Source organism: Burkholderia sp. E168m22 (assembly GCF_001319805.1).
In the GTDB taxonomy this organism is placed as follows: Bacteria; Pseudomonadota; Gammaproteobacteria; order Burkholderiales; family Burkholderiaceae; genus Burkholderia; species Burkholderia orbicola.
On the sequence record NZ_BBSK01000070.1, the window covers coordinates 20,099 to 33,850 of the forward strand.

Annotated in this window: 10 protein-coding genes and 1 pseudogene; 6 read left to right on the top strand and 5 right to left on the bottom strand. The window is 68.5% G+C overall.

Annotated features, from left to right (window positions below; translation table 11 throughout):
- Nucleotides 1–122: 122 nt before the first annotated feature.
- Both AP428_RS16375 and AP428_RS16380 read right to left on the bottom strand, forming a co-directional pair.
- A complete protein-coding gene (locus AP428_RS16375) occupies nt 123–1,481 on the bottom strand; it encodes a DUF3999 domain-containing protein (protein WP_011694837.1) in 1,359 nt (452 codons plus the stop codon).
- Nucleotides 1,478–4,852, bottom strand: a complete 3,375-nt coding sequence (locus AP428_RS16380; RefSeq protein ID WP_011694836.1) for a DUF2339 domain-containing protein — start codon at nt 4,850–4,852, stop codon at nt 1,478–1,480. Before AP428_RS16380 ends, AP428_RS16375 begins: the two co-directional genes overlap by 4 nt.
- Before the next feature lie 376 nt (nt 4,853–5,228).
- Between AP428_RS16380 and AP428_RS16385 the strand changes: the two are divergent.
- The 5 genes and pseudogenes from AP428_RS16385 to AP428_RS16405 all read left to right on the top strand — a co-directional run.
- A pseudogene (locus AP428_RS16385) lies at nt 5,229–6,628 on the top strand (glycine betaine/L-proline ABC transporter ATP-binding protein); the annotation flags it as partial.
- Nucleotides 6,621–7,517 carry a choline ABC transporter permease subunit gene (gene choW / locus AP428_RS16390; RefSeq protein ID WP_011547015.1) on the top strand — a complete coding sequence of 299 codons (897 nt, stop codon included), beginning with the start codon at nt 6,621–6,623 and terminating at the stop codon, nt 7,515–7,517. The pseudogene AP428_RS16385 and the gene choW, both read left to right, overlap by 8 nt.
- 105 nt (nt 7,518–7,622) lie before the next feature.
- Complete coding sequence (locus AP428_RS16395) at nt 7,623–8,621, top strand: GlxA family transcriptional regulator (protein ID WP_027808672.1); 999 nt, start codon at nt 7,623–7,625, stop codon at nt 8,619–8,621.
- A 104-nt stretch (nt 8,622–8,725) separates the two neighbouring features.
- Nucleotides 8,726–9,673: a choline ABC transporter substrate-binding protein gene (locus tag AP428_RS16400; protein ID WP_006480573.1), complete on the top strand. Its 948-nt coding sequence runs from the start codon at nt 8,726–8,728 to the stop codon at nt 9,671–9,673.
- Between the two features lie 294 nt (nt 9,674–9,967).
- On the top strand, nt 9,968–10,594 hold the full coding sequence (locus AP428_RS16405; RefSeq protein WP_011547018.1) for a trimeric intracellular cation channel family protein: 627 nt from the start codon (nt 9,968–9,970) through the stop codon (nt 10,592–10,594).
- A 9-nt stretch (nt 10,595–10,603) separates the two neighbouring features.
- Here the strand turns inward: AP428_RS16405 and AP428_RS16410 are convergent, their stop codons facing one another.
- A complete protein-coding gene (locus tag AP428_RS16410; protein WP_011547019.1) occupies nt 10,604–11,029 on the bottom strand; it encodes a PACE efflux transporter in 426 nt (141 codons plus the stop codon).
- Nucleotides 11,030–11,175: 146 nt separating this feature from the next.
- On the opposite strand from AP428_RS16410, the gene AP428_RS16415 reads away from it, so the two are divergent.
- Nucleotides 11,176–12,099, top strand: coding sequence for a LysR substrate-binding domain-containing protein (locus AP428_RS16415; protein ID WP_011547020.1), 924 nt, complete (start codon nt 11,176–11,178; stop codon nt 12,097–12,099).
- 81 nt (nt 12,100–12,180) lie between these two features.
- On the opposite strand, the gene AP428_RS16420 is transcribed toward AP428_RS16415, so the two are convergent.
- Together AP428_RS16420 and AP428_RS16425 are read right to left on the bottom strand one after the other, a co-directional pair.
- Nucleotides 12,181–13,329: a hypothetical protein gene (locus AP428_RS16420; protein ID WP_041489355.1), complete on the bottom strand. Its 1,149-nt coding sequence runs from the start codon at nt 13,327–13,329 to the stop codon at nt 12,181–12,183.
- Nucleotides 13,330–13,404: 75 nt separating this feature from the next.
- On the bottom strand, nt 13,405–13,674 hold the full coding sequence (locus AP428_RS16425) for a MoaD/ThiS family protein (protein ID WP_011547022.1): 270 nt from the start codon (nt 13,672–13,674) through the stop codon (nt 13,405–13,407).
- Between the last annotated feature and the right edge of the window lie 78 nt (nt 13,675–13,752).

Here is a 13,752-nt window from a genome sequence, read left to right on the forward strand (position 1 = left end):
GCAAAGGTGGAAGGCGAGCCACTCGATGAATCGGTGCGGTCACGCGTGGCGATGTCCCAAAGAACGTACCTGCTCGATGAACGTGAACGCCGCGTCAAGCGGCACGCAAATGCACGTCGACGTCACTCGTCGCGGCCGCGCGTGTCGCTGCCGGCTTTCGCGACGCGCCATGCGATCGCGCCGAGCACACCGACCGCCACCACCAGCGCGCCCCACAGCACGTAGCGGCGCCCGGCATCCGCATCGGCGGCTGCCGCCGGCGCGACGGCCGATGCCGGCAGCGCCGCGCCGACGCGGGCGGGCCGCACTTCGGGCGCCATGCCGACCAGCAGTGCGTCGCGGCTCACGGCCGACGACACGAGCGACGCGTCGCCCACGCCGAGCGTAAACGGCGGCGTGCCGCGCGCGACGAAGGTCAGCGCGGCCGGATGCCACCCGATCGCGATGGCCGGCTGGCCGCCGCCGAGCCCGCCGTTGCGCATGTCGACGACGATGCGCCACGCGCGATCCGTGTTCGCGATGAACTCGAGCGGCGGATTGCGCTGCTCGCCGCCCTTGCCCTGCAGCCGGAACAGCACGGCGCCAGCGACGTCGCGCCACGGCGCCTGCGCATCGGCGCGGCTTTGCAGCATCGCGCGGGCGACGGTGTTCGGCTGCGGCAGGTCGATGCGCACGCGATCGACCGGATACGCGCCGTCGGTGTCGAACAGATACTCGCCCGGCGCGGCGCCGGCGCGTATCCGTACGGCGTCGCGCCACTGGCGCGGCACGGACGCCGTATCGGTGCCGCGTGCGTCGCGCGGATGCGTCTCGACGTCGATCGACGCGATCGCGGGTGCGCCGTCGAGCCAGTCGAGTCGCAGGTAGCGCGGCGCCGCGCCGTCGAGCGCGATGCGTTCCTGCACCAGCATGTCGTTGCCGCGGCCGACCTTCAGCAACTGCGTGCTGCCGAGCGGCCGCCAACTGCGCAGGTCGTCGCTGGCTTCGACGGCTACGCGCCCCTGGTAGCTGTCGTCGTTCACGTGCACGAGCAGTGCTTCGGTGCTGCCGTCGGTATGCGACAGGTCGACGAGGTCCGCGCCGTGCCCTGGGCGCGAAGGCGTCGCGACGGCCGCGCGCAGCGCGCCGTCCGGGCCGACCGTCACGCCGAGCGGCGCGTTGCCGTGCTCGGCGCGCGCGGGCGGCAGCGGGAACCAGTGCACCGGCGTGCGGGACGGCGGCACGGCGGGCGCGGCCGCGGCGGGTGCGTCGAGCGAGTACGGCACCGGCTCGCCCGCGCCGTTGAAGATACGCACGTCGCCGAGATCGTCGCGCCGGCTCGCCGCATACACGGGCTGCGGCACGGTGAGCTGGTAATACGCGGCGCTGCCGTCGAGGTCGAGCGCGAAGCGCTGCGTGACGCGGCCGGCGTTCGGCGCGCCGTCGGCGGCCGCGAACGACGCGAGCAGGCTCAGACCGAGCAGGGCGGCGAGTCGTTTCATGGCCGGCCGTCCTGTTGCGCGGCTGCCTTCGGCGGCAGCGGCGAGAAATAGCCGATCAACAGCAGCAGTACGCCGATGCCGATGAACGATACGATCCGCTCGATGCCGGTGACGTGCGACAGGTCGAACAGGAACAGCTTGACGACCGTCAGCGCGAGCAGCGCGGCGCCGACGAACCACAGTGGCCGCAGCCCGCGGCGCGTGGCCCAGATCGTGATTGCGAGCGCACAGACTGTCCAGTACACGGACACCGATGCCTGCACGAGCGTCGATTCGGCCATCGCGCCGAATTCGTACGGCACGCCGGCCCAGTGATGCAGCGTGCGCAGCAGGATCGCGTTCAGCCACAGGAACCCGGTCGCGCCGGCCGCACCCAGCAGCTCGACACGATGTGTGCCGAAGGTCCAGCCGAGTTTGCGCGCGCGCACGAACCACGAAGCGGCGAGCGCATAGACGACCGCGAGCACGAGATCGAGCGGGTTGAACAGCGGCACGCGCGCCCAGCTTCCGCCGTCCTGCGTGAAGTTCGCGTAGAAGGTCCACGCCCACATCACGACGATCAGCGGCAGCGACGCGAATGCGCATAGGCGCGCGATGCCGTCGCGGCGCGTGAGCCACATCCCGGCGAACGCGAACAGGCTCCACCCGACCATGAACACTTGCTGGATACCGAACGACGACAGCACGGTGTCGATGTCGTAGCCCAGGTGGAAGCGCTGATGCAGCGTGCGCAGCAGCAGCGCGTTGAACCACAGGAACACGGTCGCGATCGCCAGATAGTCGACGACGCGTGGATGCCACGCGACGCCGAGCGTCTTCAGGCGACGCAGCCACACGGCGAACGCGACGAACACGAGACCTTGCGCGACGTCGAGCGGATTGAGCAGCGGCAGCCAGAAGAGCGGAGAGGCGTCGCCGTCGCTTGCCGTGCTGGCGAGGCTCCACAGCCACAGCAGCGCGGCGAGCGGCGCGGCCCCCCACACCTGGTAGGCGCGCGGGAACGCCGCGACGGGCCAGCGCAGGCGCGAGCCGGGGCCCGACACGAGCAGGAGCAGCGCGCCGAAGCCATACGCCCATGCGCTCCAGCTCCAGGCGCCTTCCGGGACGAACGCGCGCAGGCGCCAGAAACCTTCGAGCGACAGCAGCCCGCACAGGGTCCAGAACGCCAGCGTATGCAGCGGCGCGAGGATGCCTGCTGCAACGGAATGCGCCGCACCGTTCACGGCAGCGGCGCCGGTCGTGCCGCGCGACTGGCGCCACAGCAGTGCAAACCCGGCGCCGACGGCCACCGGCCATGCGAACGCGCCCATGCCCGACAGCGGCGCTTCGTGCGCATCGAACGCGCGCAGTGCGAGCAGCGCCAGCACCGGCGTGAGCGCGAGCGCGGGCCATTCGGCGAGCGGCCACGCGAGCCGGCGGCGCACGACGTGCGCGAGCCACGCGGTGCCGGCCGCGAACAGCGCGGTCGTATCCATGACGAAGCGGTCGGCATGCAGGTCGACGTGACGGCTCGCGTGGACGAGGATCTCGTGCAGCCCGCCGCTGACCCACCACAGCAGCCCCCACGCGGCGGCCGCGACGCCGATCTCGGGCATCCACGCGTGCCATGCGCGCGCTTCGCCGCGCCCGTGCAGCCACCAGCCGGTGAACAGGCCGGCGAGCGCGATCAGCAGCATCGCGATATACGGGCTGTTGAGCACGGGCAGCGCGGTCGCGTCGGCCGGGCTCAGCAGGCTCGTGAAGAACGCACCGGCCGCGGCGACCTGCATCAGCAGCCCGAAGCCGAACGCGAGCAGGCGCTTCTGGCGCACGCCGAGCCACACGACGGCCGCGCCTTCGATGGCCCACGCGGCGCTGGTCGTCGGCCCCGAGAACGCGAGCGGCACCGCGAGCGTCGCGAAGATCACCGCGAGCGCGAGCATCGATTCGAACAGCAGCCCGAGGCGATCGCGGCGCCGCGCGAGCCATGCGGCGACCGCGACGTAGAACGCCGACAGCGCGACCGCGCTCCACGCGAGCCCGAACGGCATGCCTTTCACGAGCGACGCCTGCAGCGCGGTCGCGACGATCGGCGTGCCGAACACGAGCGTGCCGTCCACGTAGTGTCGCAGCGCGAGTTCGCGCTTCACCGCATACAGCAGCGCGATGCCGACATACATCAGGAAGAACAGGATGAGGAACGGCTCGGTGCTCGCGAACAGCGCGGGGCGATAGGCCGTCACGCCCCACGCGGAGCCGATCGTGAACGTGAACACGAAGCCGAGCAGGTTCAGCGGGCGCCACGCCTTGAACCACGCGATCGCGAAGATGCCCGCGTTCAGCAGTGCGTAGTAGCTGAACAGCGCGACGTGGTTGCCCTGTCCGGTCGACAGCAGGATCGGTGCGAGGAAGCCGCCCGCGCTGCCCATGAACGCGAGCGGCAGCGCGTTCTGCCGCACCGCGAGGAACGCGCTCAGCGCGCAGACCGCGACCATCAGCGGGAACGCGGCGCCGACGGGCAGCAGCGCATACAGCTTGGTCGCGGCGAAGATCGTCAGGTACAGGATGCCGACGCCGCCGCCTTGCAGCACGAGGCCGTATGCGGCGCGGCGCGCCCGCACGCGCCAGCCGATCGCGAGCAGCGCGGCCGCGGCGAGCGCCGTGCCCGCGAGGCGGAATTCGATCGGCAGCATGTCGTTGTCGGCCGCGTACTTGAGCAGGAACGCGACGCCGAAGAACAGCACGATGATCCCGACACGCACGACCGTGTTGCCGCCGAGCAGCCAGTCGCGCGCGGCGCCGAATGCGCGTTCGACGAAGCCGGGTTCGCGCGGCGCGGGTGGTGCGGGCGGGGCAGGGCGGGTCGAGGTGGCGGGTGCGCTGGCGGTGGTATTGGCGTGAGCGGACGCAGTGGCGGTGCGTGCAGCGGTTGCCGGTGCCGCGGCAGGGGCCGGCGTCGAAATGGATGCCGGTGTGTCGGCCCGTGCGGCGACAGGTTGTGGCGTGGGCGTGGTCGGAACGTGGGCTGGCAGCGGCACGGCGGAGGCACCGGCCGAAGCCGTTTGCGCGATGTCGCCGGAGGTTGCCGCGCCGGCCTTCGCGCCTGCCAGTTGGGCGCGCAGCGCGTCGAGTTCGCGTGTGAGCGTGTCGACGGTTGCCTCGAGGCGCGCGACGCGCTCGGCGAGCGGTAATGGGGTGGGAGGCGGCGTCGCGGAGATCGCGAACGCGTCGGCCGCGGCTCGCTGGTTTTGCTGCTTGCGTTGGCGCAGCGCGTGCCCGATGCAGAATCCGACGGCGGCCCCGAGCAGCGAGCCGCTCCCGGCCGAGAAATCCCCGATCAACGCGGCGATGCCGCCCACGATGAAACCGATTACGGCGAATGCCCAGTTCAACGCCTTGCTCCCTCTCACTGTCGTTATCGTCCTTCGATCGCGGATCGCACCGGATCGAGGTGGTTTCAGCACGGCCGGCAGGCGAACCGGCATGTGCGCGTCGTGCGGTTGAGCCTGTGTGTGAAGGGCTCGCGGCAACGTCGCGATCGGCGTGTTTGCGGCGAATGTATCACAGCGTCCGTGCGCCGATTCCCGGGTTTGACGCGGTATCGCGGCGTGCGCCGTCCGGTGTCGCCATCCGGTTTTTTGCACGGTCATGCTTTTTATTGGCGAATGCGGCGCGCGCTTTCGTCTGAATAGATCGGCGCCGGAACGGACGTGAACTTGTCGTAAAGCGACGCGTGCCGGAGGCGGCCTGGCGCAAAACCTCATGTGCCGTTTGGCGCGTTGCTGCGCACAAGTCCGCCGGGTGATGCCCGTCGTTGCTGGCGGTGCGCGTATTGCGCCGCCGCAATCGGCTGCGCGGCCCGCCCGGCGGGGCTGCCGGCCGTGTCGTATTTGCGCAAGCGTTTGTCGTAATTCGTCGGCAGGCCGGGGTTTTTTCTGGCAACTATGTAGGCACGCTATGACAAGCGCGAGTCCCCGCTACACGAGGAGAAGGTTTCGATGGATGCCCCCAAGGTTGTGGTCGAAGGTCTGTGCAAGGTGTTTGGAAGCAATCCGCAGCAGGCGCTCGACATGCTCGCCGCCGGCGCGACGAAGGACGATGTGCTCAAGCGCACCGGCCAGGTCGTCGGCGTGCACAACGTCTCCTTCGATGTGCAGGAAGGCGAAATTTTCGTGCTGATGGGCCTGTCCGGCTCCGGCAAGTCCACGCTGATCCGCCTTGTGAACCGGCTGGTCGATCCGAGCGCCGGCAAGGTGCTGATCGACGGGCTCGACGTCGCGTCGGCGCGCCGCTCGGCGCTGACCGCGCTGCGCCGCAAGGACATGAGCATGGTGTTCCAGTCGTTCGCGCTGATGCCGCATCGCACCGTCGTGTCGAATGCCGCGTTCGGGCTCGAAGTCGGCGGCATGGGCAAGAAGGAGCGCGAGCGCCGTGCGATGGAAGTGCTCGAGCAAGTCGGCCTCGCGCCGTTCTCGCACAAGCTGCCGTCCGAGCTGTCGGGCGGCATGCAGCAGCGCGTCGGCCTCGCTCGCGCGCTGGCCGTGAATCCGTCGCTGATGATCATGGACGAGGCGTTCTCCGCGCTCGATCCGCTCAAGCGCCGCGAAATGCAGGACGTGCTGCTGCAACTGCAGAAGGAGCAGCGCCGCACGATCATGTTCGTGTCGCATGATCTCGAGGAAGCGCTGCGCATCGGCAACCGCATCGCGATCATGGAGGGCGGCCGCCTCGTGCAGGTCGGCACGCCGCAGGACATCATCGCGAACCCGGCCGACGATTACGTGCGCGCGTTCTTCGACGGCATCGACACCAGCCGCTACCTCACCGCCGGCGACCTGATGCAGACGGGCGCCGTGCCGCTCGTGTCGAAGTGCGATGCCGCGAACGTCGCGGCTTCGCTGAACGGCAGCGCCGAATACGCGTTCGTGCTCGACGCCGCACGCAAGATTCGCGGCTTCGTCACGCGCGAGGCGCTCGGCCAGGACACGCCGTCCGTGCGGCCGATCGAAAGCATCCGGCGCGATGCGTCGCTCGAACATGTCGTCGCGCGCGTGGTCGCGAGCCCGAATGCACTGCCCGTCGTCGACGACGACGGCTGCTACTGCGGCTCGGTCGATCGTGCGCTCATCCTGAAGGCCATCACGCGTTCGCGAGGCTCCCATGTCTGAAATGATTCCGCTCGGTACCTGGGTCGACCAGTCCGTTCACTACCTGCTCGACCACGACGCGAAGACGTTCGACGCGATCGGTCAAGCGATCGAAGGGCTCGCGGCATTCGTCGAGCATGGCCTGCAGGCGATCCCGATGTGGCTGATGATGGCGATCTTCATCGGCGTCGGGCTGTGGCGGGTGGGCTGGCGCTTCGCGCTGTTCACCACGCTGTCGCTGCTGCTGATCTTCGCGACGGGCTTCTGGGATCAGACGGTCATCACGCTCGGCCTCACGCTGTCGTCGACGATCATCAGCCTCGTGCTCGGCATCCCGCTCGGCATCTGGGCCGCGAAGAGCAAGTGGGTCGCCGCGATCGTGCGCCCGATCCTCGACCTGATGCAGACGATGCCCGCGTTCGTCTACCTGATTCCGGCCGCGATGCTGTTCGGTCTCGGCCGCGTGCCGGGGATCCTGTCGACGGTGATCTTCGCGATGCCGCCCGCGGTGCGTCTCACGAGCCTCGGCATCCGTCACGTGAACCGCGAGATCGTCGAAGCCGGCCAGGCGTTCGGCTGCACGCCGTGGCAGTTGCTGTACAAGGTGCAGTTCCCGAACGCGCTGCCGTCGATCATGCAGGGCGTGAACCAGACGATCATGATGGCGCTGTCGATGGTGATCATCGCGTCGATGGTCGGCGCGGGCGGCCTCGGCAACGACGTGCTCGCGAGTATCCAGCGCCTCGACATCGGTCTCGGCTTCGAAAGCGGTCTGTCGGTCGTGCTGCTCGCGATCATTCTCGACCGCATCACCGAGAGCTTCGGCCGCGCGCCGGGCACCGCGAAGGCGCCGCTGTTCTCGGGCCTCAAGCAGCTGTTCCGCGTGAAGGCCGCGCCCGCGCAGGCCTGAGCCCAGGCGGCCGGACCCCGGCCGCTCACCCTGTATATGGATAACGACTTCCGCGGCTTCGGCCGCGGAGTTGGCCCCCTGCAACCTCCTCGCCAGGAGACCGATGTGACGTCCGCCGTCGCTGTCGCGCCCGCCGCCTGCGTTTCACCGGTTTCGTCCCTCGCCCATTTCGGCTTCCTGACGCTGCCGAACTTCTCGATGATCGCGTTCTCGAGCGCGGTCGAAGTGCTTCGGATGGCGAATTACGTCGGGCGGGCGGATCACTACAAGTGGTCGATCTACTCGCTCGACGGCGCGCCCGCGCATGCCAGCAACGGCATCGCCGTGCGGCCCACGCAGGCGCTCGACTACGACAACCTGCCCGACGTGATGATCGTGTGCGGCGGCATCCGCATCCGCGACGTGGTCGACGAGGGCGCGCGCGATACGCTCGCGGCGCTCGCCGAACGCGGTCTGCCGCTCGGCGGCATCTGCACGGGTGCCTATGCGCTGATGTCGAGCGGGCTGCTCGACGGCTATCGCTGCACCGTGCACTGGGAGAACCTGTCCGCGCTGCATTCCGAATTTCCGCGAGTGGGCTTCGCCGACGAGCTGTTCGTCGTCGATCGCGACCGGCTGACCTGCACGGGCGGCACCGCGCCGCTCGACCTGATGCTGAACCTCGTCGGCATGCGGTTCGGCCAGCAACTGGCCGCGCAGGTATCCGAGCAGTTCATCCTGGAGCGCATTCGCAGCTCGACCGATACGCAGCCGATTCCGGTCGATGCGCGGGTCGGCTTCTCGCGCGCGGAGCTGATCGAGGTCGTACGGCTGATGGAGGCGAACATCGAGGAGCCGCTGTCGCTCGAGGAGCTCGCGCGGCTCGTGCGGCTGTCGCAGCGGCATCTGCAGCGCATGTTCAAGGTGTACCTGAACGTATCGCCGACCCACTATTACCTGACGCTGCGCCTGAAACGCGCCCGCGACCTGCTGCGCACGACCGATGCATCGATCGCACGCGTGACGACGGTCTGCGGCTTTCATTCGCCGTGTCATTTCAGCAAGGCATACCGCGCGCAGTTCGGCCACGCGCCGAGCTACGAGCGGCGGCTGCCCGGGCGCTGAGCCGCGGCAATCCGTCGGTCCGCGACGTCGCCGGGATCGCGGCGCGCGGCTTCAATAAACGATCCCGCATTCAAGCAAACGACATCACTTTGAGGAGAAGCAAGATGAAGCGCCTATTGATCGCAGCGGTGTGCGGGATCGGGGTGACCGCGCCGATGTCGGCCGTTTATGCGGCCGATCCGCCCGTGTGCAAGAACGTGCGCTTCGCGGATGTCGGCTGGTCCGACATCGCGGCGACCACGGGCCTCGCGTCGACGATGCTGCAGGGGCTCGGCTACAACCCGACGAAGACGATCGCCTCGGTGCCGATCACGTTCGCGGGGATCAAGAGCAAGCAGATCGATGTGTTCCTCGGCTACTGGTCGCCGACGATGGACCCGATCATCCAGCCGTTCACGAAGGCCGGCACGATCAAGGTGCTCGCGACGCCGAACCTGACCGGCGCGAAATACACGCTCGCGGTGCCCGACTACGTGTACCAGGGCGGCCTGAAGTCGTTCGCGGACATCCAGAAGTACGCGGACAAGCTGAACGGCAAGATCTACGGGATCGAGCCGGGCAACGACGGCAATGCGCTGATCAAGAAGATGATCGACGGCAACCAGTTCGGCCTCGGCAAGTTCAAGCTGGTCGAGTCGAGCGAGGCCGGGATGCTGGTCGAAGTGAATCGCGCGGCCCGCGACAAGCAGTGGATCGTGTTCCTTGGGTGGGAACCGCATCCGATGAATGTGCAGATGAAGATCGACTACCTGACCGGCGGCGACGATGTGTTCGGCCCGAACTACGGCGAAGCGAAGGTGCTGACCGCAACCCCGCCCGATTACGCGCAACGCTGCCCGAACGTCGCGAAGTTCGTGTCGAACCTGCAGTTCACGACGTCGATCGAGAACCACGTGATGGTGCCGATCATGAACAAGCAGGACCCGAACAAGGCCGCCGCCGACTGGCTGAAGGCGAACCCGCAAGCGCTCGACAAGTGGCTGGCCGGCGTGACGACGCTCGACGGCAAGCCCGGCCTGCCGGCGGTGAAGGCGTACCTCGGCGTGCATTGAGCGTGACGTGTCGGGCTGGGCGGATGCGGCGCGAAGCCTGACGTGAATATTGAGCCGGCGTAAGCGGGGTGACCTGCTTGCGCCGGCTTTTTGCTGCCCGCTTCACGCTTGGCCCGACGGTCGCCGGACGATGCGCTAGACTGCTCGATCCCCGATCGAGGAGACGACGATGACCCGTAACCCGCTTGATGCATCCGGACGGCGACACGCAGCCGGCACGCGGCTGAACGACCCGTCGGCTTCGATCGGTGTACGCGGTAACCGGACGATGCTTCACATCGGCCATTCACTCGCATGAAGCGCATCGAGCAAGTCGTGCTTGCCGCCGATCTCGCGGGCACGGCGGTGTTCGCGATCGAGGGCGCCAATGCGGCGATCGGCGCCGGTCTCGACCTGTTCGGGGTGATGGTGCTGTCGCTCGTCGTCGCGCTCGGCGGCGGCGTGATTCGCGACCTGTTGATCGGCGCGCGCCCGCCGAGCGCCGTGAGCGACTGGCGTTATCCGGCGCTCGCGTTCGCCGCCGGGCTGTTCGCCTTCGTGTTTCATGCGCGGGTCGCGTCGTTCTCGCCGTCGCTGCTGACGACGCTCGATGCGGCCGGCCTCGCGCTGTTCGCGGTCGCGGGCGCGGTGAAGGCGCTCGAATTCCGCGTCCACCCGTTCATCGCGACGCTGATGGGCGCCGTGACCGGCTGCGGAGGCGGCGTGGTGCGCGATCTGCTGCTCGCGCGGATTCCCGTCGTGCTGGTCACGGACATCTACGCGAGCGCGGCACTGCTCGGTGCGGTCGTCGTCGTGTCGTGCCGGCGACTCGGCTGCCCGCCCGTTGTCGCGGCCGTGCTCGGCGGCGTCGCGTGCTTTGCGCTGCGGATCGCGGCGGTGAGGTTCGGCTGGCAGTTGCCAAAAATTGCCGCGGGGGCATAGGCGCCCGGCTCACGACTGCTTCGTTGCCGCCGGCACGTCGAACACGCGGTCGAACGCCCACTGGAACACGAACGCGTAGCAGAAGAAGAACGCGAACAGCCCGATATCGACGACGAACGCATCGAACCACGAGATGTCGAGCCACCCCGACACGACCGGCACGAGGATGAAGATCAGCCCGCCCTCGAATCCGGTGGCGTGCAGTATGCGCCGCCCGAGCGTACGCGCCGGCTGCCGGCGCGACGCTTCCCAGCGCTCGAACAGCGCGTTGAAGATCAGGTTCCACAGCATCGCGATCGCCGACATCGTCGCCGACAGCGCGCCTGAATAGACGAGATCCTGCTTGAAGATCGCCGCGATCACGGGCGAGATGCAGGAAATGGCGATCGCTTCGTAGAGCACCGCCTGCGTGATCCTGCGCGGTAGGCCTTGCACGGGTTCCTCCTGTTCGAGGGCAACCGCCGCGGCGCCATGCCGCGACGTCCCGCAAGGCTAGCCGCGTTGCGCACCTGCTTCAATTCACCTAATCTCACCCCGATTGAATCGAATTCAACCCGGCCGCGTCCGGCCCGCGAGGCTCCGTGTTCTCGAAAATTCCCCTGACCGCATTGCGTGTATTCGAAGCGTCGGCACGGCTCGGCACGTTCAAGGCCGCAGCCGATGAACTGTCCGTGACGCCGGCCGCCGTGTCGCACCAGATCAAGTCGCTCGAGAGCCGCGTCGGCGTGCTGCTGTTCGAGCGCGGCGCGGGCGGCGTGCGGCTGACGGAAGAAGGCGAGCGGCTGTTTCGCGCGAGTCACGATGCGTTGCTGGCGTTGAGTCGCGGGCTCGACGCGCTGCGTCCGGATGCGGCCGACGAGCGTGCGCTCGTGCTGACCACCACGCCCGCCTTTGCGGCGATGTGGCTGATTCCGCGTCTCGGCGCGTTTCGTCGCGTCGATCCGCATCTGCACATCAAGGTCGAAACGGGCAACGCGCTCGTCGATCTCGAACGGGATGCACGGATCGATCTCGCGATTCGCGCGACGTCGCGAAAGTTTCCCGCGCTGCACGAGATTGCGTTGATCGACGAATATTTCGGTGCGTATGCGGCCGCCGGGTTCGACGCGCATCGCACCGACGAGCCGCTCGACCTGATCGAGACCGTGTGGGATACGCCGCTGCCCGTGTCGGTCGACTGGGCGTCGTGGTGCCGCGCGGCGGGCCGGGAAGCGTGGCTCGAACGCGCGGTGTTTCGCCATTACGACGACGAGCATTACGCGTTGCAGGCCGTGCTGCACGGGCAGGGTATCGCACTGCTCAGCTCCGTGCTGGCCGCCGAGCATGTCGAGCGCGGCGCGTTGGTGCCGATTGAGCCCGCGGTGCGGCTCGCCGGTGCGCGCTTCGTCGCGCTGTGCCGGCCGGGGCGGGAGCGCGAGCCGCAGGTCAGGCGGTTTCTCGACTGGCTCGAAGCGGAAATCGCACGGACGCGTGCGTCGGTCGGGCGGATAGCGCCGGCTGCGTGAAGCGCCGGTCGGTTACGCCGGCGCGCGAATTCCGTTCGGCAACGTGCGGATGGTTGCGTTTCGTTTGGTGTCCGCGCGTGATTAACCGAAGCGCACGCAATACACCGGCGGCAAATGCGCCGATACCTGTTGCCAGTGCTCGCCGCCATCGGCGGACGTCCATAACCCGCCGGTCGTCGACGCCATCGCGAGGCGCGTGCCGGAATCGTCCACCGCGAGCCCGTGCCGGTACACGAGGTCGTACGCGGGCGCGGCCGGCAACCCGTTCGACAGGCTCTCGAAACTGCGGCCGCCGTCGCGCGTGCGCGTGACGACGAACCGGCCGTTTACCGGAATCCGGCACGCGTCCTTCACGGCCGGCACGAACCACGCGGTATCCGGTTCGTGCGGATGCACGGCCACCGCGAAACCGAAGCTCGACGGCTCGGCTTCGATGCGCCGCCAGTGTTCGCCGCTATCCGTCGAGCGGAAGATCGCGCAGTGATGCTGCATCCATAGCACGTCCGGGTTGGCCGCGCACTGCACGACGCGGTGCGGGTCCTGCATGTTCGGCTCGCCGCGCCGCTCGGGCGGCATGTAGTCGGCCTCCATGCCTTCCGCGGTCACGCGCCACGTCGCGCCGCCGTCCGCGGTCTGCCAGACGCCGCCGCACGAGATGCCGACGGTGACGTGCCGGCTGTCGCGCGGATCGACCATCACCGAATGGATGCCCGGCGCGTCGTACCCGCCGCCGCCCCATTCGGCGCGTTCGGGGCGATTCCACAGCGCGCGGTTGAGTACCCACGAATCGCCGTGATCGTCGGAGCGGAACAGGCCGCCGGGAATCGTGCCGGCCCACAGCACGCCCGGTTCGTCCGCGCCGCCGGTTTCGAGCGACCAGATTTGCTGAAGGGTCCACGGCGGCTGCGGCGATCCGGTAGGCGCGTCGGCGGTGTCGACGCTGCCTGCGTGCGTGTCGGCGCGGGCGGGCGACGCGTCGGCGGGCTGGGGCGGATAAACCGGGACTGCGCATTCCTCCCAGTCGGTGGCGCCGGCTCGCAGGCGATGCAGTTTCACGCCGAAATGGCCGAGATTGAGTGCCGCATACAGCGTGCGGTCGCGCGGGTCGGCGAGCGCCATGCTGACTGGTTCGCCGATGAAATGCGGTTCGCCGGGCGTCCAGCCGCCATGACCGTCGGGTTGCAGGACGAACAGGCCCTTGCGGGTGGCGACGAGCAGTCGATCGTTCATGTTGCGATGTCTCCGGATGGTCCGCCTTGGTGAGACGGCACTTGGTATGGGGATGTGCTCGGGCATCCGGTCCCTTTATCCGCCGGTCAGCGCCTGTACGACATACACGCGGCTGGTGGCCCCGAGCGCATCGGACAGGCGCTGCCGGTCGCGGATCGGCTGGCCGTCGATGAACACCGACAGGTGCTTTCGCAGCGCACCCTGGTCGTCGACGATGTAGCCGCGCAGCCGCGGCTGCTCGTTGAAAATGGTGTCGAATGCCTCGCCGTCCGTATGCGCGTCGACGTCGCGCTCGGGCGTTTCGACATGCCGCTGGATCGACGCGGCGAAGAAGAGATGCGCCATGGCGGTAGCTGGCAGGAGCCGCACGAAGGGACGGCTTGTAGTGTAGGCGATCCGGCGGGTGTCGAAAGGCGGAACGGA